At 45.1% G+C, this 24658-nt stretch carries 19 protein-coding genes and 2 pseudogenes; 8 read left to right on the top strand and 13 right to left on the bottom strand.

Annotated elements, in window-relative coordinates; genetic code table 11:
• Window positions 1-353, top strand: a 353-nt coding sequence (locus tag CAG60_RS01650; protein ID WP_161438120.1) for an EAL domain-containing protein, incomplete at its 5' end; no start/stop codon positions are given.
• A 37-nt stretch (window positions 354-390) separates the two neighbouring features.
• Here the strand turns inward: CAG60_RS01650 and gdhA are convergent.
• Together gdhA and CAG60_RS01640 are read right to left on the bottom strand one after the other, a co-directional pair.
• A complete protein-coding gene (gdhA, locus tag CAG60_RS01645) occupies window positions 391-1743 on the bottom strand; it encodes an NADP-specific glutamate dehydrogenase (protein WP_154170783.1) in 1353 nt (450 codons plus the stop codon).
• Window positions 1744-2038: 295 nt separating this feature from the next.
• Window positions 2039-2500, bottom strand: a complete 462-nt coding sequence (locus CAG60_RS01640) for a Dps family protein (protein WP_004396773.1) — start codon at window positions 2498-2500, stop codon at window positions 2039-2041.
• Between the two features lie 649 nt (window positions 2501-3149).
• On the opposite strand from CAG60_RS01640, the gene katG reads away from it, so the two are divergent.
• Window positions 3150-5324, top strand: a complete 2175-nt coding sequence (katG, locus tag CAG60_RS01635) for a catalase/peroxidase HPI (RefSeq protein WP_161438119.1) — start codon at window positions 3150-3152, stop codon at window positions 5322-5324.
• A 99-nt stretch (window positions 5325-5423) separates the two neighbouring features.
• Here katG and CAG60_RS01630 read toward each other — a convergent pair whose 3' ends face one another.
• Window positions 5424-6053 carry a DsbA family protein gene (locus CAG60_RS01630; RefSeq protein WP_161426274.1) on the bottom strand — a complete coding sequence of 210 codons (630 nt, stop codon included), beginning with the start codon at window positions 6051-6053 and terminating at the stop codon, window positions 5424-5426.
• A complete protein-coding gene (locus tag CAG60_RS01625) occupies window positions 6047-6910 on the bottom strand; it encodes an MBL fold metallo-hydrolase (RefSeq protein WP_161426273.1) in 864 nt (287 codons plus the stop codon). The genes CAG60_RS01630 and CAG60_RS01625 overlap by 7 nt, the downstream gene beginning before the upstream one ends.
• Window positions 6911-7035: 125 nt before the next feature.
• On the opposite strand from CAG60_RS01625, the gene CAG60_RS01620 reads away from it, so the two are divergent.
• A complete protein-coding gene (locus CAG60_RS01620; protein WP_161426272.1) occupies window positions 7036-7938 on the top strand; it encodes a LysR family transcriptional regulator in 903 nt (300 codons plus the stop codon).
• Window positions 7939-8047: 109 nt separating this feature from the next.
• Here the strand turns inward: CAG60_RS01620 and CAG60_RS16475 are convergent, their stop codons facing one another.
• The 5 genes from CAG60_RS16475 to CAG60_RS01600 form a co-directional block, all read right to left on the bottom strand.
• Window positions 8048-8188, bottom strand: a complete 141-nt coding sequence (locus CAG60_RS16475) for a hypothetical protein (protein ID WP_004396768.1) — start codon at window positions 8186-8188, stop codon at window positions 8048-8050.
• Between the two features lie 139 nt (window positions 8189-8327).
• Window positions 8328-9776, bottom strand: a complete 1449-nt coding sequence (gene gnd, locus CAG60_RS01615) for a decarboxylating NADP(+)-dependent phosphogluconate dehydrogenase (protein ID WP_161426271.1) — start codon at window positions 9774-9776, stop codon at window positions 8328-8330.
• A gap of 13 nt (window positions 9777-9789) precedes the next feature.
• A complete protein-coding gene (pgl, locus tag CAG60_RS01610; RefSeq protein WP_161426270.1) occupies window positions 9790-10506 on the bottom strand; it encodes a 6-phosphogluconolactonase in 717 nt (238 codons plus the stop codon).
• Complete coding sequence (gene zwf, locus CAG60_RS01605; RefSeq protein WP_161426277.1) at window positions 10503-12005, bottom strand: glucose-6-phosphate dehydrogenase; 1503 nt, start codon at window positions 12003-12005, stop codon at window positions 10503-10505. The genes pgl and zwf overlap by 4 nt, the downstream gene beginning before the upstream one ends.
• A gap of 234 nt (window positions 12006-12239) precedes the next feature.
• Entirely contained in the window at window positions 12240-15119 is a 2880-nt protein-coding gene (locus CAG60_RS01600) for an HD domain-containing phosphohydrolase (RefSeq protein WP_161426269.1), read from the bottom strand.
• Between the two features lie 209 nt (window positions 15120-15328).
• Here CAG60_RS01600 and CAG60_RS01595 point away from each other — a divergent pair, with 209 nt between their 5' ends.
• Window positions 15329-16078, top strand: coding sequence for a phosphatase (locus CAG60_RS01595; protein ID WP_161426268.1), 750 nt, complete (start codon window positions 15329-15331; stop codon window positions 16076-16078).
• A 163-nt stretch (window positions 16079-16241) separates the two neighbouring features.
• Window positions 16242-16613, top strand: a complete 372-nt coding sequence (locus CAG60_RS01590; protein ID WP_202598162.1) for a cytochrome b562 — start codon at window positions 16242-16244, stop codon at window positions 16611-16613.
• Between the two features lie 50 nt (window positions 16614-16663).
• Here the strand turns inward: CAG60_RS01590 and CAG60_RS01585 are convergent, their stop codons facing one another.
• From CAG60_RS01585 to CAG60_RS01575, 3 genes and pseudogenes are all read right to left on the bottom strand, one after another.
• Window positions 16664-17599 (bottom strand): LysR family transcriptional regulator, encoded by a 936-nt coding sequence (locus CAG60_RS01585; protein WP_004396761.1) that lies wholly within the window; start codon window positions 17597-17599, stop codon window positions 16664-16666.
• A gap of 387 nt (window positions 17600-17986) precedes the next feature.
• A complete protein-coding gene (locus CAG60_RS01580) occupies window positions 17987-18295 on the bottom strand; it encodes a hypothetical protein (protein WP_154170773.1) in 309 nt (102 codons plus the stop codon).
• 223 nt (window positions 18296-18518) lie between these two features.
• A pseudogene (locus CAG60_RS01575) lies at window positions 18519-20186 on the bottom strand (S8 family serine peptidase); the annotation flags it as partial.
• Window positions 20187-20684: 498 nt separating this feature from the next.
• On the opposite strand from CAG60_RS01575, the gene CAG60_RS01570 reads away from it, so the two are divergent.
• The 3 genes from CAG60_RS01570 (at window position 20685) to tdh (ending at window position 24458) form a co-directional block, all read left to right on the top strand.
• Complete coding sequence (locus CAG60_RS01570) at window positions 20685-21935, top strand: SGNH/GDSL hydrolase family protein (protein ID WP_161425092.1); 1251 nt, start codon at window positions 20685-20687, stop codon at window positions 21933-21935.
• 295 nt (window positions 21936-22230) lie between these two features.
• Window positions 22231-23427 carry a glycine C-acetyltransferase gene (locus CAG60_RS01565; protein WP_099610908.1) on the top strand — a complete coding sequence of 399 codons (1197 nt, stop codon included), beginning with the start codon at window positions 22231-22233 and terminating at the stop codon, window positions 23425-23427.
• Window positions 23424-24458: an L-threonine 3-dehydrogenase gene (gene tdh / locus CAG60_RS01560; RefSeq protein WP_004396757.1), complete on the top strand. Its 1035-nt coding sequence runs from the start codon at window positions 23424-23426 to the stop codon at window positions 24456-24458. Before CAG60_RS01565 ends, tdh begins: the two co-directional genes overlap by 4 nt.
• Before the next feature lie 59 nt (window positions 24459-24517).
• Here the strand turns inward: tdh and CAG60_RS01555 are convergent.
• A pseudogene (locus CAG60_RS01555) lies at window positions 24518-24658 on the bottom strand (IS4 family transposase); the annotation flags it as partial.

The raw sequence follows: 24658 nt of genomic DNA, 5'->3' as shown, positions 1-24658 counted from the left end.
GGGTTAATGGCTTTGGTGTTAGTATGGATGACTTCGGTAGCCAAGAATCTAATTTTGATAAACTAATTTCTCATACTTTTAGTGAGATAAAGCTTGATCGTCAATTTCTTATCAATTTAGATGATGATAAGAACCAAATGTTTATTGAGTTTATGGTTCGTTTTACTAACAGTTTGAACATAGACCTTGTTGTTGAGGGAGTTGAAACGCCACAGCAGGCAACTATTTTAAAAAAGCTGGGTGTTATTTTCGTGCAAGGCTTTTTATATAGTATGCCGGTAAAGCCTAAAGAAGCACTGCAGTTAGCAATTTCTGGTTTAAACCCTCAGTTCTCTCTTGGGCTTATCGGTTAACCCTTAATGCCAGCGAACCAGCATTAAGGGCATTATTTTAAACCACGCCTTGCTCTATCATTGCATCAGCAACTTTACGGAACCCCGCGATGTTAGCGCCTAGCACTAAGTTATGTGGTTCGCCAAATTCTGCTGCCGTATCACGAGCGTTGCGGTAAATGTTTTTCATGATGACTTTGAGTTTTTCATCGACTTCATCAAAACTCCACGTTTGCATGCTCGCGTTTTGCGCCATCTCTAATTGGCTGGTGGCTACGCCGCCAGCGTTTGCGGCTTTCCCTGGGCCGTAATAAATTTTAGCCGCAAGAAAGACTTCTACAGCGTCTTGAGTGGATGGCATGTTGGCCCCTTCAGAGACACCGATAATACCATTGGCGACGAGGGCCTGTGCATCTTGTTCCGTTAGTTCATTTTGTGTCGCGCATGGGAAGGCTAACTGAGCTGGAAAGCGCCAGACGGCGTGCCCATCTTGTGGATAATCACTGGCTGGGATATAGCAAGCGTCAGGATGCTCAGTGAGATACTCTTCTAAACGCACTTTACGTACTTCTTTTAATGTTTTTAACGTGGCTAAATCAATCCCGGTTTCATGATAAATCGTCCCGTTAGAGTCTGAGCAGGTAATCGGTTTTGCGCCCAGTTCGTAGAGTTTTTCTATGGTGTAAATAGCGACATTGCCAGCACCGGAAACTAAGCACGTTTTACCGCTTAGCGAGAGGCCGTTATCTTCCAACATATTTTGCGCGAAATAAACGCAGCCATAACCGGTGGCTTCCTTACGCACCAAAGATCCACCCCACAATAGGCTCTTTCCAGTAAAGACACCATCGTAACGGCCAGTTAACCGTTTGTATTGACCAAACATATAACCAATCTCACGAGCACCTACACCAATATCGCCAGCGGGTACATCGCATGTCGGTCCAATATGACGATACAACTCATTAATAAACGATTGGCAAAAGCGCATGATTTCGCCGTCGGATTTGCCTTTAGGATCGAAATTGGCTCCGCCTTTACCGCCGCCAATCGGTAAACCGGTCAATGCATTTTTGAAAATTTGCTCAAAGCCTAAGAATTTAATGATGCTCGCATTGACGCTCGGATGAAAGCGTAGCCCACCTTTGTATGGGCCTAATGCCGAGTTAAATTCAACACGATAGCCTTTATTGACCTGAACCTGTCCTTGATCGTCTACCCAAGGCACTCGAAACATGATTTGGCGTTCAGGTTCAACAATTCGTTCAATAATCGCATGCTGTTTGTATTTATCGTTGGTTTCTAGAATGGGCTGTAAAGAATCTAAAATCTCTTCTACCGCCTGATAAAATTCAGCTTGTGCAGGACTTGTTTTTTGTAATTTGACAATGGTGTTGTGAATATAAGTCACGATCTGGTCCTTGTGATGTTATCCCTTGATACTGGACGGTATTCGTTGGTCATCAGATGATGATAGCGATACCGCCTCCTCGTCATTAACAGTAACAGACTGAGCTTTGGTTATTTTTATAACTGTCACCAATGAGAAATAATGCACGGAAAGTAGTTAAAAATCTATGGAAAAACAAAGGGAAGAGGAATTTTTTGCGAGGAGGAAAATAAAAAGGGATGCGCGATTACACCCCTTTATTGATTTTTTAGACGTTTAACCTTGATAGGAAGTCAAACGAGGAGCGTTATGACGCTTATCGGTAAGTAGCGCGTAGCATCCATGCGGTTTTTTCATGGACACGCATTCGGTCAGAGACCAGTGAAGCTGTGGACTCATCGTCTGCCGCTTGAGCGAGTTTCAGTACATCACGGCAAGTACGGATCACTTGTTCATGAGATTGAGTAAGGATGTTAACCATCTCCACGCCATCAGTTAGCCCTACCACTTCTTTGATTGAGCTAAGCTCAGCAAATTCTTTGTAGGTTCCCGGCGCCGCTACGTCTAAAGAGCGGATACGCTCGGCGATGTCATCCACTGCAACCGCGAGCTCAGTGTAGTGCTCTTCAAACATTAAATGCAGCTCACGAAATTGTGGCCCAGTAATGTTCCAATGGAAATTATGGGTTTGTAGGTACAGGGTGTACGAATCGGCGAGTAACCGTTTTAGTCCTTGGGCAATGTTAATGCGATCAGATTCATTGATACCAATATTCATCTTTATCTCCTTTATTGACTTATACCTTTGCGACTTGAACTTACGTGGTGTTGGCTAGGTTCACTCGCCCCAATCACATCGTTGTCTATGGGGGCTTACTCACTTACCGTCTTTCTGTAACGCCAAATTGTTTAGGTATATAACTTTTTAGTTGAAGCTGCAGTGTTGGTTTACTTTGCTTATTTCACGCCCATGATCATCTATGTTCATAGGCTAAACTCTCTGACTACCTACCTGCAACGTCAACGGGTTTAGGTATGAGCACCGATACATACTTCACATAATGGGATAGAACTCGTGATAGATGCAATGCAGTTTGATTATGGTTAATGTTATCGAATGCTATTCGACTACTATCTACCTACCTTGCTGAATCTTCAAGTTATTTGGACGTTTACCTATCAGATTAATCGTTCGAGGCGATTAGCAGCCACTAGCGATATTGCCTATTCTATGCCTCAAGCGCTAAACGTTGAGAAGATTTTCTCTAACTCGTGAAGGTGCGCAAGTTTATTGATGGCAGAACATTCAGCTTGATCTAAAGTGTAGTAGAGCAAAAAGTAACACAATGAAAGTATAAGATTTTTAGATAGAAATCTACCCGTGAATGCGATGAATCATCGCAGCAATGTGTCGCAAGGAGAAGATAATGGAAAACAATAACACCTCGTCAGGTGGCAAATGTCCAGTTATGCATGGTGCCGTGACATCGAATGAAATGACCAATATGGATTGGTGGCCTAAAGCGCTCAACCTTGACATTTTGCACCAACATGACACGAAAACGAACCCAATGGGTGCAGATTTTAATTACCGTGAAGAACTAAAAAAACTCGATGTTGCCGCTTTAAAAAACGACCTCAAAGCGTTAATGACCAATAGCCAAGATTGGTGGCCAGCCGACTGGGGTCACTATGGCGGTTTAATGATCCGCATGGCTTGGCACTCGGCCGGAACTTATCGTATTGCTGATGGCCGCGGCGGTGCGGGTACGGGTAACCAGCGTTTCGCTCCTCTCAACTCTTGGCCAGATAACGCCAACTTAGATAAAGCTCGCCGTTTACTGTGGCCAATCAAGCAAAAATACGGCAATAAAATCAGCTGGGCGGATTTGATGATCCTTGCCGGTAATATGGCCTATGAATCGATGGGTCTTAAGACCTTTGGTTTTGCTTTTGGGCGCGAAGATATTTGGCATCCAGAAAAAGACATTTATTGGGGTTCAGAAAAAGAGTGGTTGGCACCGAGTGGCGCTAAAAACAGCCGTTATTCGGGAGAGCGAGATCTTGAAAATCCATTAGCAGCAGTAATGATGGGGCTGATTTATGTCAACCCAGAAGGAGTCGATGGTAAGCCAGACCCACTGAAAACCGCTCATGATATGCGCGTTACTTTTGAGCGCATGGCGATGAACGATGAAGAGACCGTTGCGTTAACCGCTGGTGGTCATACCGTTGGTAAATGTCATGGTAATGGCGATGCGGCGAATTTAGGCCCCGCCCCTGAAGGCGCGGAACTGGATGAGCAAGGCTTAGGCTGGATGAATCATACTAAGCGTGGCATCGGTCGTAATACGGTGACCAGTGGTATTGAAGGGGCTTGGACAACCCATCCAACCCAATGGGATAACGGCTATTTCTATTTGCTGTTTACTTATGATTGGGAATTGAAAAAGAGCCCAGCTGGCGCTTGGCAATGGGAACCGATTAATATCAAAGAAGAAGATAAGCCGGTTGATGTTGAAGATCCAAGTATTCGCTATAACCCAATCATGACTGACGCCGATATGGCGCTGAAAATGGACCCTGCTTATCGCAAGATTTCTGAGCGTTTTTATCAAGACCCAGCTTATTTCTCTGAGGTGTTTGCTCGCGCTTGGTTCAAACTGACGCACCGTGATATGGGACCTAAAGCTCGCTATATTGGTCCTGATGTTCCTAAAGAAGAGTTGATTTGGCAAGATCCAATCCCAGCGGGACGTAGCGATTATGACGTTGATGCAGTGAAAGCGAAAATTGCCGCCAGCGGCTTAAGTATTAGTGAAATGGTCTCCACCGCTTGGGACAGTGCTCGTACTTTCCGAGGCTCCGATAAACGGGGGGGGGCGAATGGTGCGCGGATCCGTCTCGCGCCACAGAAAGATTGGCAAGGGAACGAACCACAGCGTTTGGCGAAAGTGTTAGCAGTATTAGAGAAGATTGCTGCTGAAGCAGGGATCAGTGTCGCTGATACCATCGTACTGGCTGGTAACCTTGGGGTAGAAATGGCGGCTAAAGCGGCGGGCGTGGCTATCACCGTACCGTTTGCTCCTGGTCGTGGTGATGCAACGCTAGATCAAACGGATGTTGCTTCGTTTGATGTCCTTGAGCCGGTGGCTGATGGTTTCCGCAACTGGTTGAAAAAAGATTATGTCGTCAAGCCTGAAGAGCTGCTATTGGATCGCGCACAGTTGATGCGTTTAACCGCTCCAGAAATGACGGTACTGATCGGCGGTATGCGTGTACTGGGGACTAACTATGGCGGTACACCACATGGGGTATTGACCGATAACGTGGGCGTATTAAGTAACGACTTTTTCGTTAATTTAACCGACATGCGTTATACATGGAAACCGACGGGGCGTAACTCGTATGAGATTTGTGACCGCAAAACGGGTCAGGCTAAATGGACGGCAACCCGAGTCGATTTAGTCTTCGGTTCAAACTCGATTTTACGTGCTTACGCTGAGATTTATGCGCAACAAGATAACCAACAAAAGTTTGTGCATGACTTCGTTGCTGCCTGGAGCAAAGTGATGAATGCCGATCGTTTTGATCTATTATAATCATTGATTGATTTAATCTGTAAACGTCAATAGCCCCCAAATCTGGGGGCTATTTTTTTAGTAGCACTATGGCTAGAGGTTAAGAGAATCTGGCTAGGATCAGGCAGCTAGCATTGACTGCCAAAAAGCTTGCCACGCTTCAGGTTTACCATAGTAGGCACTCGGCTGTACCGAGCGCCACTGTCCATTTGCCAATTCAATCATCATCGATGGAAATCCCCGTAATTGATACTGAGCCATCAGTTGTTTGCTATTGGCAATCGTGGCTGGTAAATCAGATTTGGCTTGCTGCATGGCGTTGTGCCATTTATCGTGCTCAATACCTAATTGGCTTGCTAACTGAGTCAATACTTCTGGCTCGGCAACGGTTAATCCTAGCTGATAATGGGCTTGCTGAATTTTTTTCAGCATCGCAAACCCTAGGCCTTGTAATTCCTCAGCGGCGATGATCGCCTGAGCGGTAAGGTAAGAGTCAACGATGAGCGGCTGCTGGCTGGCAATTCGCGAGCGGTACGCTTCACCAAAAACTTGTCCAGTCACCAGGCTAATCTGTTGGTCTGCCTCTAATATATGCGCTCGAAACTCGGCGGCCAATTCGGAGCGTGGCAACATCCCACCCGGATGTAACTTGAGTGTGATAGTCGGCATTTCAGCCAGTGTTTCTAGCAGTGGGCTAGCACCGAAACACCAGCCACACATTGGGTCAAAAAAGTAGTGTACCTTTACCATTGCATTTCACCCATATGTACTTTCGCGCCAATCTCTAATGCCATTGGTAAACCGGCATCAGGGTAAAGCTTAAGCATGCGTTTGATTAATTGTTGGCTATCTTTACTGGTTTGTTTCGCTTTAGCAAAATCCGTTAAATAGCGCTGAGCAAAGCTAATCGCTGAGGCATCTAATGGAGTGCCGGCAATCATGTGACCAGGGATCACCACTTCTGGTTTTAAGGCTTGCATGCGCTCAAGCTGCTGTGCCCACGCTTGACGGCTCGCATCGCTTTGCGCATCGGCCATCCATAGGTGAACGTTACCGTAGACCGCCACATTGCCCAAAATGGCTTTGTTGGCTGGGATCCATAAGTAAGGGCGATGGGCTAGCTCACCTTCAGCATCGTGGATCTCAATAGTTTGTCCATCAATCGTCAGTGTTTTACCATGATAAGCGGTAGGCAATACCGGCTTCACTGGCGCGTTAGTGCCCATTTTCGGAGCCCAGAATGCTAATTTACCATCCAGCTTTTCTTCAATTGTCGCGCGCACTCCCGGAGTGGTGAGGACTTTCGCATCAGGGAATAGCTCATGCAATACTTCCGCGCCAAAATAGTAATCAGGATCCGCTTGGCTAATAAAAATCGTGGTTAGGTTTTTGCCTGAATCGATGACTTTAGCGGCAATGCGTAAGGCATCGGCTTTGGTAAAGCCAGTATCGATCACCATGGCTTCTGTTGCGCCGTAAACTAAGGTTGAGTTTACATGAAAGCTATTGCCATCGGCGTTGTAAACGTCCAGTGTTAAAGGTTGCTGCGCCGCAAATGCAGTGCTGCTGATCAGTGTAGTTGCGGTCAGTAGAGTCAGTTTTTTCATGATTATTTATCCTAAAATAGAGTATCGAAAGTGGGTTATCGGTTCGGGAGCTATCATACGAATTAGACTTGTTCGGATATATAGCTAATAATTGACATCATTGTTTCTTAATTCGAACTAATACGATGGATAAACTGACCGCGGCTCAAGTATTTCTCGACGTTGCGCTTACGCAAAGCTTCACAGCCACAGCCGATCGACTGGATATTTCGCGGCCGATGGTGACTCGGCACATTGAAACCATGGAAAGCTGGTTACAAACGCGATTACTGAATCGAACCACACGTAAGGTGTCGTTAACCACTGCTGGAGAGCAGTGTTTAGAGGCGATTAAACTCTGGGTAGAGCAAGCTCAGCAGTTAGAACATCAACTGATGGATAGTCAGTCCTTAGCGGGAAAAATTCGGATTGCGACCAGCATGTCATTTGGTTTTGCGCAGTTAATTCCGGCGGTAAAGCCGTTCCTCGCCAAGTATCCGCAAGTTGAGGTCGATATTGATGTGCAAGATAAAACGGCAGATCTGATTGCTGAGCGGATTGACTTGGCGATTCGGATTGCCGCCGATCCGGATCCCTCGCTAATTGGTCGCCCGATAGCAAAATGTGAGTCGATATTAGTGGCTGCGCCCAGTTATTTAGCTGCGCATCCGGCGATCACCCAGCCGAGCGATCTCGCTCAACACGCTTGTTTAGGATATAAAAATTTCGAGCGACATATTTGGCATCTCACGCAAGATGAGGTATTACAATCAGTGGAAGTGAGCTGCCGCTTGACCGCCAATGAGGCGACCACTTTGCTGCATGCTGCCGTGCATGGCATGGGTATCGCGTTGCAGCCAACGTATTTAACCAGTGGTGCGTTAGCAAAAGGTGAGGTGGTATCGGTTTTAGCTGGCTGGCAGCCAAAAACCATGTCGATTTATGCTTTGTATCCGTCAAGGCGACATTTATCACCGGCGGTCAGGGCATTGATCGATCATTTAGCGGATTACTTTGCTAGTCATGACTGGCAGGATATTGTTTTATAGTGATATTCCCGTCCTACCTGCAACTCCAAGTGATTTAGGTATAGATAAACGTGAAGAGTAAGTAAAGAGAGGTAAGCAGAGCGAGCAATGAGCTGGCTCTGCTTATTGATTAAGCCAGTGCGCCTTGTTGTTGCGCTTGTTTTACCAATGCTTGACGTTGAGCTTCCATTGCTGATTGCACTTCACTTTCCGTATGTGCGTCTTCTTCCACTGCCTGTGGGACAAATACATAGAACTTGTTAATGGTCATCGTTGGATCTCAATGTTGATGTTGGAGTCTAAAAAATAGAGGATGTTAACTCAGTTAACATCCTCCTTGATGCTTGTTTTTTAGGCGTAGATACTAAGGATGAATTTATCAGTAGTCAACCCTTTCGCTAGCCAATCGTTTAGACATCATATGTCGTGGAAGCGGTGTCACCACCAGTACCAGTCCAGTTAGTATGGAAAAACTCACCACGTGGGCGATCAATACGCTCATAAGTGTGTGCGCCAAAGTAATCACGCTGAGCTTGCAGCAAGTTCGCTGGTAAACGAGCGGTGGTATAGCCATCGAGGAAAGTGAGTGCTGAGGTCATGCACGGCATCGGGATGCCGACTTCCATTGATTTCGCTGCCACTTTACGCCATGCGCCAAGGCAGTTATCCAAAATGCCTTTGAAATAAGCATCAGAGCCTAAGAAAGCAATGTCTGGATTGGCGTCAAACGCATCACGAATATTACCGAGGAAAGCGGAACGAATAATACAGCCACCGCGCCACATCAATGCTACGTTGCCGTAGTTAAGGTCCCATCCGTTTTCGTTAGAGGCTTCACGCATCAACATAAAGCCTTGCGCATAAGAGATGATCTTCGATGCCAACAAGGCTTGACGAAGCGCATCAACCCATTCTTGTTTATCACCTTCCACTGGAGTGATGGTTTTTGCAAACAGTTGTTCCGCTGCAACACGTTGCTCTTTAAGTGCGGATAAGCAGCGAGAGAATACGGACTCAGTGATGAGCGTCAGTGGAATACCCATGTCTAAGGCATTAATCCCCGTCCATTTACCCGTGCCTTTTTGACCAGCGGTATCAAGGATTTTTTCCACTAATGGTTGGCCATCTTGATCTTTATAGCCAAGAATATCGGCGGTAATTTCCACCAAATAGCTATCAAGTTCAGTTTTGTTCCACTCGGCGAAGACTTTTTGCATCTCGTCGTGGTCCATTCCCAAGCCATCTTTCATAAACTGGTAAGCTTCAGTGATGAGCTGCATATCACCGTATTCGATACCGTTATGAACCATTTTCACGAAGTGACCAGCGCCATCGTTGCCTACCCAATCACAACAAGGTTCACCGGCTTCAGTTTTGGCTGAAATACCTTGGAAAATCGGTTTGACCGCTTCCCAAGCTTCTGGTGCGCCACCGGGCATAATTGATGGGCCAAAGCGCGCGCCTTCTTCACCACCCGATACGCCAGTACCAATGAAGTGAATGCCTTTTTCGCGTAGCGCGGCCACACGGCGGTTGGTGTCTGGGAAGTTGGTATTACCACCGTCGATAATGATGTCACCTTTATCGAGTAAAGGAACTAATTGATCGATAAATGCATCCACCACATCTCCAGCACGGACCATCAGCATGACTTTGCGAGGCGTGGCGAGCTTATCGACTAAGTCTTGTAGTGAGTAAGCACCGACAATCTTGGTGCCTTTGGCTGGGCCTTGTAAAAACTCATCCACTTTCGCGGTGGTACGGTTATAAGCCACCACGTTAAAGCCGTGATCGTTCATGTTGAGAATTAGGTTTTGGCCCATTACTGCTAGGCCGATTACACCAATATCACCTTTCATTTATTTCTCTCCTTTACGCAATCTTTTTCGCTGCGTCTAAATCTAAAAACCACTCGGTTTCACCCGTTGTCGACTGAATTTTTGCTGCTGGATAAGGTAACTCATCCGCAGGAGTAGTGTGAATTTCATGGACGATATCTGCTTTGCCTGCGCCAAGCACAAGATAGCTGATCCGTTTCGCCGCTTGTAAAACTTTGGCGGTTTTCGATACTCGTAACTGACCTGATTGAGGTTGAGTTGCCACCACCGATAAATGTGGGTCATGATAATCCGTCACGTCAGGGAACAGTGACGCCGTATGACCGTCGGCACCGACGCCAAGTAATATCCAATCGAAGACGGGAGTACCGTTCTCGCTGGTGATGCATTGCAGCATTTCAGCGGCAAAGCGCTCAGCTTCGGTGTGTGGATCCGCTTCACCGCGAATACGATGAATATTTTGTGCAGGGATCGCCACTTGGCTAAAGAGTAACGCATTGGCTTCGCCATAGTTGCTTTCTGGGTCATCCGCTGCAACGCAGCGTTCGTCACCCCACCAAAAATGCAGGTTTTGCCAATCAATCGCTTCAGCGTAGGGCGCACTTGCGAGTCGTTGAAAGAGCATTTTTGGCGTGCTACCGCCAGAAAGGGAGATATGTACTGGTTGGTTCTGCTGGCTATAGCGCAGCATCTCATCTGCCAGCGTATCCACCACCTGCTGTGGTGTTTGAAAAATTTTATGATTGATCATAGTTCGCAGTAATCCGTGTCAGTGAGATTCTTACAAGGGAAACGCCATGCGCGGCCATCTCGTTCCAGTAGTTGATCGGCTTCTATCGGTCCCCAGGTGCCGCAGGCATAACCAAACAATGCTTGTGGATCTTGCTTGAAATCGAGGATTGGTTGCACAAACTTCCAGCACGCTTCCACCGCATCGGTGCGAGCAAATAAGGTCGCATCACCATTGAGCGCATCCAGTAAAAGGCGCTCATAAGCGGTGAGCATTTTGGTTTCGGCCAGTGAGGTGTAATGAAAGTTCATCGACACTTCTTTGGCTTTAAATCCAGCGCCCGGTTCTTTTAAGCCAAAGCTCATTTGAATGCCTTCGTCCGGTTGAATACGAATGATCAGCTTATTGTCAGGGGCATTTTGGCCAAACACTGGGTGGGGGGTACGTTTGAAGTGAATAACCACTTCGGTCACGCGGGTTGGCAGGCGTTTGCCAGAGCGCACATAAAACGGAACCCCATTCCAACGCCAGTTGTTGATGAACATTTTCAGCGCAACATAAGTTTCAGTGCGTGAATCATCGGCAACGCCCGGCTCGTCTCGATAACTGGGCAGGAACTGACCACGAATCTCTGATTCTGTATATTGACCCAGTACGAGGTTATTGCGTAAATCCGCCTCTGAAAGAGGTTGTAAGCTTTGTAAAACCTTGTTTACTTCATTACGGATAGAGTTGGCATTGATTTCTGCGGGTGGTTCCATGCTGACCATCGCCAAGACTTGCAGTAAGTGGTTTTGGAACATATCCCGCACAGCGCCAGAGCCATCATAATAGCCGCCACGCTCTTCAACCCCTAAAAATTCCGCGCCAGTGATTTCGACGTAATCAATAAAATTACGGTTCCAAAGGGGTTCAAACATGCCATTGGCAAAACGGAATACCAGCAGGTTTTGCACCGTTTCTTTACCCAAATAATGGTCAATGCGATAAATCTGGTGCTCAGCAAAGTGACGATGAATTTCAATATCGAGCGCTTGAGCTGACTGCAAATCGTAACCAAAGGGTTTTTCGATGATCAAGCGCTTCCAGCCGTCTTGTTCATCATTTAAGCCATGAGCCGCGAGACAGGCAGGAATGACGCCATATAAACTCGGTGGGGTGGCGAGATAGAATAAGGTATTGCGTTGCTGTTGTTGATACTGTTCGGCGAGCTCAGTCAAACGCGTTGAGAGTTTGGCATAATCGTCCATGTCGGACGTATCAAGTGCTTGATAGTGAAGATGTTCACAAAAGGCATCAAGAATAGCTGGCTCGGTTTGCTCTAATTCACGCAGTGAGCGTTTTAATTTTTCACGATAAGAATCGTCACTGTACTCTGTACGACTGACACCTAAAATAGTAAAGGATTCAGGTAGTTGCTTACTTGCATATAAATGATACAGAGCAGGCACTAACTTTCGATAAGTTAGGTCGCCCGATGCACCAAAAATTACGATGCAACTGTTTTCAGGTATTACCATCATCTTTCCCTTAAAAACGAGGTACTTAGCATGCGCCAACCCTAGCAGCGCAATACCAAAATAAAAAGTAGGTTTTGACTATTGTTGGTATCGTCAAAACCGATATACCTGACCACTTGAGGCGATACGTCCAAGTCGTAAGGTATGGCTTAATCACGCTGGCTAGCGTGATTAAGCGAGGAGGGTATTGTCTACGACAATTTGACACACATCAACTATTGATAGCGCAATCGATTAAATATTAACGCTATCTCGTAAATAGGTTTTTACGGTCGTGATGTAGGATGAGGGGTCAAAGCTGGTAAATTCAATGTTGGTTAGAAACTGTTGTGCATAATCGAGATACACGTGTTGTTCTAAAAAGAGCAGATAGAGTTTAGGATCAATATGCCCACTGGTGGCCATCGTCGTCATGATTTGCATGGCTTCTTCCAGACTCTTGCCTTTTTTATAGGGACGATCGCTAGAGGTCAGCGCTTCAAACACATCAGCAATCGCCATGATCCGCGCAGGAATCGACAGTTGCTGTTCGTTTAATCCTCGTGGATAGCCTTTACCGTCCATACGTTCATGGTGACCACCTGCAATGTCAGGCACTTGCTTGAGGTGCTCAGGATAGGGAAGCCGTTTTAGCATCACAATGGTTTGTACAATGTGATCGTTAATCATAAACCGCTCTTCTTCGGTTAAGGTGCCGCGGCGCACTCTGAGGTTATACAGCTCACCTCGGTTATAGCGCAGCGGTTTGGGCTTAAGCACAAAGCCTTCTTGTTCTATTGTGGCTAGCGGATCGCTATCCCACGGAATCTGGTGAACGATTTTATCGGCGAGCACGTTTTCCATCACCGGTAAATTGGGCTTGTTGGTGTGGCGCTGTGCTTCTAACCAAGAAATACCAATCTGATCGTCTAAGGTACGCTTCCATTGCCGTTGAGCAATCTGTTCAAGACGGGCGATATCTTGATCCGTCATTGATTCACTGCCGATGTTGCACTGTGCGACAAAGGCAAAATCATCATCAAGGGCTTGCTGTTGCTCAGAGAGCGTTTTTTTAAGTAAATCAGGGTCGCCTCCGGTAGCGAGCCCTTGCCAATAGTCAGCTTCAGCTTGCGTTTTCAGTAGTTCAAAGCGCATGCGTACTTCATGAATCCGATCATAAATGGTCTCAAGCTTAGTGGCTTTGTCGACTACGAATTCGGGAGTGGTGACTTTACCGCAATCGTGCATCCAAGCGGCGAGCATTAATTCTTCCCACTGCTCGGCTGATAAGGTGAAATCAGGAAAATAGCGCTTATCTTTAGTGGCAGCTTTAGCGAGCATTTTGGTTAATTCAGGCACTCGTTGGCAGTGACCGCCGGTATAGGGCGATTTAGTATCAATCGCCGAAGCGATCAAAGTGATAAACGCATTAAGCATCTGCTTTTGTTGCTGCATTTTATCAATATTATCTTTGGCAATTTCAGCAAAACTAAGCACTTCACGCAGGAACGCATGTTTATCCGCTTGAGCTTTAGTGATGGCGCGTTCGTAACCTAAATTCAACACACCAATCAATTGGCGTGATTTATTGAGCAGCGGGAAGAGATAAATGTCGCTGTTATAGAGCTGCTCTTTCAGTGGGAACAACACATTGTCGTTGCGATTCAAATGTACCGTTTGTCCTTGGCGAAGTTCAGCCAATAACCAAGGTGTATTTTGTACCAGTGAATTAATATCAATTTTAAACGGAATGATCGCATGATTGGCCGCCGTGGTGAAATGCTGCTGCTCGTGGTTGTAGGTATAGAGCAAAATCGTTTCAGCTTTGGTGATCAAATAGCTTTGATGAGTAATCGTTTTTGCAAATACCTCAAAGTCTTGGTTAGAGGCGGTATCACGCAGCAAGCGCAGTAAATCATGTAAGGTATGTTCCATTAATTCGATGGATTTCGTTAAATCCGCTACTTCTTTAATGATGCTTTTCGGATAGCGAGTTTTTTGGAAATCAAAGCGAGAGATATTATCGGTTTGGACAACTAAGTTACTGAGGGGACGAGCAAGACGCTGAGCAACAAACCAAACGATAATGAAACCTAAGCCGAGCATCATAAAAGCGGCCCCAATTTGTCGATTACGCATACTGAGCAATGCGGCAAGAAGTTCCTTTTGGGGGGTTGCTTGAGCTAACGATAATTGAACGTGTGGACTTAATGCAATGGGGATTAAGGTAACCGACCAGGTTTGCCCATTAAAAGCCACATCGCTAAATATCGCTTGTTGGGTAACACGTTGTGCTACACCGGCAAAGACACTGGTGGATAATTTTTGATGGGTGATCAACGCATCATCGGTTAATGATAATGGACTATTATGTTCGGCTAAAAGACGAAACTGTTGATCAAATAAGGCTAATTGAGTGTTAGCCGAGTAAGCAATCGTCGCCAATTGTTGAGATAAGCTATCAAGAGTGAAGTCTGCGCCGACTACAGTGCTGTTATCCCTTGAACGACGTGAAAGAGTCACTCCAAAAGTTTGTAGAAAGTGGAAAAAATAGGGGTCCGTTAAACGAATCTGACCATCCTCATGGGCATTTTGATACCAAGGACGCTCACGCGGATCAAAGGTATTGTTACCATGTTCACGGCGATCAATGGTCTGAAAATCGTTATCTAAGAAAATAACCGTATCTTGCCCATTGGTTCTAGTTTGATTAATGAATAGCGTAGCCTGATCAGGTGCTTGAAAGCGTAATCGAGTTTGTGGGTTGAAGAGTGGACGAATCATGGTGAAATCACCCTTGTGATTACCAAAATAGAGGGCGACAAGATTATCATTGCGTTCAAACACTAAACGTAGTGAAGCTAAAAAATGAGAATTTTCCGTTGGTAGTTGCTCCATTTCAATAAAATGACTTAATGCCATAAAATCGAGAGTGGTTAAAATAGGAGTAATACTTTGTTGAAAGGCAACTTCAACCTTTGTGCTATTTTCATGGCTGATATTATCCGCGATATTACCCATCAGTTGACGTGAATGGTAATAACTGATGGAAATAAGAGTGATACCAATCAAGCTCACTAACACCATAAATAGTGTGCTGATTTGTATGCTGAGAGAGAAATAACGCTTCACCATGACGATGCCCTAAGCTATGCAATGGAGTAAGTATTGTTCACGTCGATTGACTTGCCAAGGTGGCTGATCGATTGTGTGAATCTAACCTGACTTTATTGAGTAGGAATTGGATAGAGCAATAGATTCGTAGCGAACTCGTATGGCAGTTGATTGGTAAGCCGAGGGCGGGGCTGGTAAACTGTAAGCTCACTAAATAAAGGGAGTTGATTATGAAACTTGCCGTCGATACTCATACCCATACCTACGCCAGTGGTCACGCTTATAGTACCTTGATTGAAAATGCCAAAGCGGCTCAGGAGAAAGGGCTGTCGATGTTTTGCACCACCGACCATGCCCATTCGATGCCGGGCGCTCCCCATTACTGGTTTTTTTCCAACCAACGTATTTTGCCGCGATTTCTTCATGATGTGGCGATATTACGTGGCGTTGAGGCGAATATACTTAATCTTCAAGGAGAGATCGATCTCCATCCTTCTGTTGATCAAAATCTCGATTGGGTGATCGCCAGCTTTCATGAGCCCGTATTTAAACCCAGAGATAAAGCAACCCATACCCAAGCGTTAATCAATACCATCAAAAGTGGTCGAGTGGATGCGCTCGGCCATTTGGGGAATCCGAATTTTGATTTTGATTTCGCGGCGGTCGTCGCTTGTGCTGCGGAGCATCATGTGGCGATAGAAATTAATAACAGTACCCTAAAAGGCCATAGTCGAGTGGGCAGTGTTGATCGTTGTTATCAAATCGCTGAACAAGCCAAAAAACACGGTGCTTGGTTGACCACAGGCAGTGACGCCCATTTTTGTCATGATGTTGGTAACCTGACATTAGCCAGTGAGTTGTTAGACAGCTTAGCGATGGATAGCGCTAAAGTGATTACTCATACTCCTGTACAGTTTTTGGATTTTTTAGCATTAAGAGGAAGAGCCAGAATTAGCGAATATCAGGATTACTATCGTTAATGATGTGTTGGGATAAGTCGTATCGATCCATGAGTGGTTTTCGACTTTTGGTGACGTCACTTTTTTCAAGCATTGACTATAATGGTGCAGTAGAAGTCTTGGATAGCAAATAGCAAATAGCAAATAGCAAATAACTAATACGATAATAACAAGGAAGCCAGTGATGCAAAAAAGGATCATTAAATCGAGTGTGTGGTTAACAATCGGATTACTGTTGAGTAGTCAAGTATGGGCAGCGGATGTCGATTTGCGCCAAGTGATGCGTCAAATGAGGGCTGAATTTTCTCAGGCGGCGAGCGCGCAAACCGTGCAAGAAATGCAAGTCCCTGTCACTAAGTTAACGGAGTTAGTAAATAAAGCCCAACAAGGTCAATATCCTCCTCGTCGACATGATGTTTATCAAGAGGGATTCACTAAGCTAATAGCGGTGTTGGATCGGTTGAGTCATGAACTTGACAGCGGTCAGTTAGCTCAAGCTAAGCTCACCTTGAGAGAAGTTGATCAATTACGTATGGAATACCATCGAAGACGCTAACGATTTACCTTTTGTTATCATCAAGCCCAAGCTCATTGCTTGGGCTTGATTTATTCGGGCGTCGGCATGGTTAATTTGGGTTTTAAATGGGCTAAGACAAAGTCGATGAAAACTCTTAAGCGCGCTGGCATGTACTTAGTTTGAGCATATTGCATGGCAATCGCTCCGTGGTAGTTACTTTTTATCGTCCAGTTTTGCAGTAGTTGCACCACTTTTCCCTCGGCGATGGCATCTTGAACTACAAAATCGTGAAAGATACCAATCCCTAAGCCACTTTTTACCGCATTTAAGCGGATTTGGGATTGATTGACTGCGTATCGACCGGTGACAGCAACGGTATGAAATTCATCCTCTTTAAGAAAATCCCAAATATGATCGCGTTCGGTTTCAGCTAAATAGAGACAGTCGTGCTCGATGAGTTCAGTGGGATGAGCGGGTACTCCACGTTGCTGAAGATAATCTGGGCTAGCGCATAGCACCAAATTTGTTTTACAGAGTTCACGCATCACTAAATTTTCATCGGGTTTATCGGTCAGCTTAAAGGCGACGTCAATATTATGTCGAAATAAATCGATTTCACCATCGGCGGCGCGTAGTTTTAATTGGATATAAGGATATTGCTTAAGAAAAGGCAGTACAAAAGGCTGCAGCACCGAATGCAGAAAAGCTTCAGGGGCGGCGACGGTCAGTGAACCGGATGGCTCACTATGATCAGCATCAGATAAGTCAACGGCTTGTTGAGCCGCGTTAATCATCACTAAGCATTGGTCGTAAACCCGTTGCCCGGCTTGAGTGATCATTAATTTTCGCGTGGTACGCTCAAACAGTTTGACATTGAGAGCCAGCTCTAAGCGAGTGATCAGTTTACTGAGCGCTGAGGGAGTGACCCCAAGCTTATGAGCAGCAGCAGTAAAACTGCCTTCGTTGACGACCAGTATAAACGTCGCAAGATCAGGAAGTAGACTGATAAGTTTGGTGTTAAGCATAGTGCCTGTGCTTATCTAATTAAGTGTTAATAATATTAACCTCAACTCCCAACTTAGGAAGGAGGATTGGTTTTGCTTACCGCTTTTAACAACAGTACTTTTAACAATAGTGATCGGTTCATTTTTTCTCGTGGCAACACAGAGACGAAATCATCGGCAATATGGTTGTTTACTTTACAGAGTGCAATGCGGTTATTTTGAAAAAGCGCATCATTTTGGCAGATTAATAACCAAATCGTCGCTATGTATCATTATTAATATTTACTTTTGTGACTTGTGCCAGAGATTTTGTAGGGAGAATGCAGTGTGGGATATATGCCATTGATTAATTAGTCATTATTTATATGAAAGGTGATGTAATCCCCTTCCTCAATCACCCGCTAATCATTAAAAAAGGGAGCGAATAGGAACGGGTTCCGTATATTCAATCGATGGACTATCGTTGAGTAATTCGACAATCGATGATTCACCTTCGATGACGAGCACCTGTTGGTCATCGAAGCTATCAATTAAGGTCAGTTCCAAACTTTTTAGTAATTCGAGCGCCACGGCTTTTTTATCAGTATGGTATTTGACATAAAAACGTGACGTAGATTGATTTTGTTCGATGGTGCTATCCTCCGCAAGAAAATTGGTCTGAGTGGCAGTGGGGAGTGGTGATAAGCTGGTTATTATCAATAGTAAGGATGCTAACATAATGGCCTCTCTTCCTTAATCAATATCCTCTGCCTCTTTAAAGCTGCAGCGGTGTTGGTTTCTCTTTGTTCACCCTGCCTGCGACTTTTAGAGGTTTGGATAGGGTGTCGTCTTATCATCGTTTATGTTTTGAAAATAACGATCCCCAAGACAACATGGACAGTAAATCAAGGGGATCGCGCCGTTTGACGACCTGACATTTTAAGCCTAACGAGAGGAATTAACCTCGCGGACCATTACACCCCGCATCCAAATAGTTTTTCGCTGCGAGTGCATTCACTAACCCGTAGCCAGTGCGATTATCTCGACCCGGGACATCCAAATCCAGAGCGGTTTGAGTTAATGCTTGGCGGATTTGTTTTGCAGAGCACTGTGGATGATAACTCCACACTAAGCCTGCAACGCCTGAAACGTGCGGTGTTGCCATCGAAGTTCCATTATAGTACTGATAATCTTCACCGGTACGAGTGGATACGGTAATGTCTTGCCCGACTAAAGCCGCCAATTCTTGCCCTACGTTACGATTAACACTGACAGACAATAACGGATGAGTGTCGTATTGATCGAGAACAAACGGGTTTTGGAGGCCAGGACGTTGCTGATTACTGTAGACAATCGCTGCTAACGCGCCAGCATTGTTACAGGCTGCAACAGCATTAATTTCTGGACGAACGGATGGCGTTTCATTAGCGATTCGTTCAGTGAGACAAATTTTGCCACGCATATCGCCACATTGATAGCGACCAGAGCTCGTATCACATAACGCTAAAGGTGCGGTGTATTGCCCCGCAATCGGTGCCGATTCAAAACCAAAGCCATTATTATTTAAGCGATTATGTGGCACGACGCCACGGCGAAAATAATCACGATCTTCAGTGATTATTGTTGATAAAACCCCTTCACCTACACTGACGGTAGAGAGTACGGCAACTCCAGGCGCAGCGATTTCTACTTGGTTAGTGGCTTGAGAGAACGAAGCATGATCGTAATTGCTGTCGACGGCAGCGACAGACATCACTGAATCATAAGAGGCAGGATAACTGTGTGCGGTATTACCGGAGTTACCCGCAGCGGCAATCATTAATACTCCTTGTTCATACAATGCATTCATTGCATTTTGTTCGGTGCGGCTTGATTGACTACCCCCTAAGCTCATGTTGACAATTTTTGCCCCATTATCCGCACAGGTTTGAATCGCTCGCACGAGCGTCGATGAATAGCCCCAACCGGATTCATTGAATACTTTGACAATATGTAGGTTAACATTTTGATTTGGTAGTAAGCCTTTTACACCTTCGTTGTTGGCGATGGCGGCAATCGTACCCGCGACATGGGTGCCATGGGCATTGCTGCTACCCGGAATGTACCATTGCCCAGTTCCACGATCGTTCGTCCCTGTGACTCGGTTACCGCTCAAATCGTTATGGGCGAGGTCGTAACCAGAATCAATGATACAGATGGTTTGATTGCCAGCTTGACTATCCTCTAACTGATCGGCTTTAACGGCAAAGTAACCCCAAGGTGTGGTTTCGCTCATTAAAAAACGCGGTGGGTCGATTTCTACATACTCGACATCTGGGCGTGAACGGAGGGCTTCAACGCGCTCTTCTGCAAGTTTCGCACTGTATAAAGCATCATGACCAATAGGTTCAATATCACTGGCTTGTACCTGTGATAATAGAGCTTGCTGACCAATTCGTGGGCCCCAGAATGGGTTATTGGCCATCGAGAATGGCTGTTCATCTTGCTTAAATTTGACAATGTAACGAGTAGGAATATTCGCTTCATCAAATGCCAGCGTTGGGTGAGCCATCGCGGAAGTCGCACTACCGGCGACAATCGCTATTGTACCTAGTTTAACGTAACGTTTTAATTGGTTTTTTTTTATCATTTGCCCTGTCCTTTTTGAGCGATATTTTTGCAGGTTGATCATCCGATATTTTATTTCTGATCACTTAGCTTACTTAAAGCTATAGTGCTCAGTGATTTAGTTATATCGCATAGTCAATCGCGAGCATTTTATATATCAACAGTGTCACTGCGCTAATATTCATAAATACAGCGAATGACTGGATCACGTATAGCGCAAAATAATTAAACAGAAAAGAAAATAATTATAATTAGTATTTTTATTGAAATAAGATCACAAAATAAACGAATTGAGTTAATGGGCGCTGGGTTAAGCCATTGATAATAATGTGGTTATTTTTATTTTTTATAGAACGGATAGTGTCGATATGAAGATAAATGAACGACGAATTTGACCTTAGTGCCACAATTTTTATTATTGACTACCCTTTGAAATATAATTTGAGCTAATATGTTTTGATTCATCAGGAAGATAATTAACCATTATTTATTCATTTATTGAATTGTTTAAGGTATGAATATGAATATATTAGCTTTTCTTTTAAGTGTAACTTTACCTATTGGTACATCGGTTATGCCTACTTTTGCTATTCCTGAAGCTGCGCAGTCAAATTATTCAGTGGCTCCTACAGGTAGACAAACTTATACCTATGTGCGTTGCTGGTATCGCACGAGTCATAGTCGTAATGATCCTGCAACCGATTGGCAGTGGGCGACAAATAATGACGGCAGTTATTTTACCTTGGAAGGTTACTGGTGGAGCTCGGTCGGGTTAAAAAATATGTTTTATACTCAGACCTCACAAAATACCATTCGTCAGCGCTGCGAACACACTTTAAGCATTAACCATGATAATGCGGATATTACCTTTTATGCGGCGGATAATCGTTTATCTTTAAATCATACGATTTGGTCGAATGATCCTGTGATGCAGGCTAATCAAATCAACAAGATTGTCGCGTTTGGTGATAGCTTATCGGATACGGGCAATATTTTTAATGCCGCTCAGTGGCGTTTTCCGAATCCAAATAGTTGGTTTTTAGGGCATTTTTCTAATGGGTTGGTATGGACAGAGTACCTTGCTCAGTCTAAAAACATGCCGGTCTATAACTGGGCGGTTGGTGGTGCAGCTGGGGCTAATCAGTACGTGGCTTTAACCGGTGTCACTGGGCAAGTAGATTCTTATTTACAGTACATGGGTAAAGCACAAAATTACCGTCCAGAAAATACCTTATATACTTTGGTCTTTGGTTTGAATGATTTTATGAATTATAACCGCGATGTTGCTGAGGTTGAGGCAGACTTTACGACAGCGTTACAACGTTTAACGCAATCGGGGGCGCAAAATATTTTAATGATGACGCTACCAGATGTGACTAAAGCACCGCAGTTTACCTATTCGACACCGGCGGAAATTGATTTAATTCGCGGTAAAATTACCGCATTGAATACCATTTTAAAGCAGCTAACCGCGCAATATATCGTACAAGGTTACGCGATTCATCTCTTTGATACTCATGCATTATTTGATTCAATGGTCGCTGAACCTGAAAAGCATGGTTTTACCAATGCCAGTGAACCCTGCTTGAATCTCACCCGTTCTTCTGCAGCAGATTATTTATATCGTCACCCGATCACCAATACCTGTGCTCGTGATGGTTCAGATAAATTTGTATTTTGGGATGTCACCCATCCAACCACGGCGACTCATCGCTATATTTCACAAACGTTGTTGGCTCCTGGTAATGGACTGCAATATTTTAACTTTTAACTTTTAACTTTTAACTTTTAACTTTTAACCTCTTGCGTGTTTTTTAGTCATCGAGTCAGCCTGAAGATGCTTTGTGTCTTCAGGCTTTTTTATTCTGATGGCGTTCGTCGAGCGGTATCGCTTGCTCTTATGCGATGGTTGAGTACATTGGTCGCTAGTTATTAGTCAATGAAGTCTATTTGTGAATTAAGTTCATGAATGCTTTTCCGCAAAGCGAGATAATCCCATTCATAGGCTTCTATTACACTGACTATCTAATCTGCTGGAGATAACGGCAACCAATAAGGAAAATGCAATGTCTTGTGATTTTTATCAACAAATACGCCAACAGCTGGATGATGTTAAAACCGAAGGCCTCTATAAATCTGAACGCGTGATCACCTCACAGCAACAAGCGGCGGTTTCTATCTCAACCGGTCAAGAAGTACTTAACTTTTGTGCCAATAATTATCTTGGTTTGGCTAATCATCCGGCTTTGATTGAAGCGGGCCAGCAAGGCATGGCGACCCATGGTTTCGGGATGGCTTCGGTACGTTTTATTTGTGGAACGCAAGATATCCATAAACAGCTTGAAGAGAAGCTGTCTGCTTTCCTTGGCAAAGAAGATACCATTCTTTATACCTCGTGCTTTGATGCGAATACTGGGTTATTTGAAACGTTACTTGATAAAGAAGACGCCATCATCTCTGACGCGTTAAACCATGCCTCAATCATTGATGGCGTTCGTTTATGTAAAGCGATGCGTTTTCGTTATAGCAATAACAACATGCAAGAGTTGGAGCAGCAGCTGATTGCCGCTGATCAAGCGGGCGCACGCCATAAACTGATTGTCACAGATGGCGTTTTCTCTATGGATGGCGTAGTGGCGAACTTGCCAGCGATTTGTGATTTAGCGGACAAGTATCATGCTTTGGTGATGGTGGATGACTCCCATGCGGTGGGCTTTATGGGCGCAAATGGCCGCGGTACGCATGAATATCATAACGTTATCGACAGAATTGATATTATTACCGGAACGCTAGGCAAAGCCATGGGCGGCGCTTCTGGTGGTTATACTTCCGGTAAGAAAGAAGTGATTGATTGGCTACGCCAGCGTTCACGTCCTTATCTGTTCTCAAACTCCGTCGCACCAGCGATTGTGGCCGCTTCTTTGCGTGTCTTGGATCTGTTAGCTGAGAGTGGTGAGTTGCGCGATAAATTGTGGAGCAACGCAGCGCATTTTCGTACTCGTATGGAAGCAGCAGGTTTTACCATGGGCGGCGCTGATCATGCGATCATCCCGATTATGCTGGGTGATGCGAAAGTGGCCGCTGAGTTTGCTGAGCGTGCATTAGTGAAGGGCATTTACGTGGTTGGTTTTTCTTTCCCGGTGGTGCCAAAAGGTCAGGCGCGGATCCGCACACAAATGTCAGCGGCTCACAGTCGCGAGCAGCTCGACAGAGCGATTGACGTCTTTATTGAAGTCGGCCAAGAGATGGGGCTTATCAAATGAAAATCAAAGCATTAGCCAAGTTAAAACCCGAGCAAGGCATCTGGATGACTGAAGTGGATATGCCAGAGCTGGGTCATAATGACTTACTGATTAAAATCAAAAAGACTGCTATTTGTGGCACTGATGTGCATATTTACAACTGGGATGAATGGTCGCAAAAAACCATCCCTGTGCCGATGGTGGTGGGTCATGAATACGTTGGTGAAGTGGTTGGTATTGGTCAAGAAGTTCGCGGTTTTGAGATAGGGGATCGCGTTTCTGGTGAAGGGCATATTACGTGTGGTCACTGCCGTAATTGCCGTGGTGGCCGTACTCACCTTTGCCGCAATACCATTGGCGTAGGGGTGAACCGCACTGGTTCATTCTCAGAGTATTTAGTGATACCAGCGTTTAACGCGTTTAAGATCCCCGATGGTATTTCTGATGATCTTGCGTCTATCTTTGACCCGTTTGGTAATGCGGTGCACACGGCTTTGTCGTTTGATTTAGTGGGAGAAGACGTACTCATTACTGGTGCGGGTCCAATCGGTATTATGGCGGCGGCGGTGGCGAAACACGTTGGCGCTCGTCATGTGGTGATCACCGATGTGAACGAATACCGCCTAGATTTAGCGCGCAAAATGGGTGTAACGCGAGCGGTTAACGTGGCGGAGCAAAAGCTTGAAGATGTGATGAACGAACTCGGCATGACGGAAGGCTTTGATGTCGGCCTTGAAATGTCTGGAGTGCCAAGTGCGTTTAGCTCAATGCTGCAAACCATGAATCATGGTGGACGTGTGGCATTGCTGGGCATTCCACCTTCATCGATGGCGATTGATTGGAATCAAGTGATTTTTAAAGGCTTAGTCATCAAAGGCATTTACGGTCGTGAAATGTTCGAAACGTGGTACAAGATGGCGAGTCTTATTCAATCGGGCTTAGATTTAACCCCAATCATCACTCACCATTTCAAGGTCGATGATTTCCAACAGGGTTTCGACGCTATGCGCAGCGGCGCATCCGGCAAAGTGATTCTTGATTGGCAAGCGTAAATTTTCTTGGGTAATTCTATCCGTATCAACCAAAAAGGAGCTGATTAAGCTAATGCCAGTCAGTTAAGCTGACTGGCTTTCTTTTTATTGGGGTATTTCTTTGCCTTTGGTTTTATTGCTCTCGGATATATCCGCTCTTCTCGTTTAATGGGCAAGACATGGTGTATCGCCTCTTCCTGCAAGTGAGTAATGCGCTTAGG

Origin of the sequence: Vibrio sp. V33_P6A3T137, from assembly GCF_009904835.1 — a bacterium.
GTDB lineage: Bacteria > Pseudomonadota > Gammaproteobacteria > Enterobacterales > Vibrionaceae > Vibrio > Vibrio metschnikovii.
The sequence above is the reverse complement of the archived record's forward strand: the minus strand, read 5'-3'. Positions and strand labels throughout refer to the sequence as shown.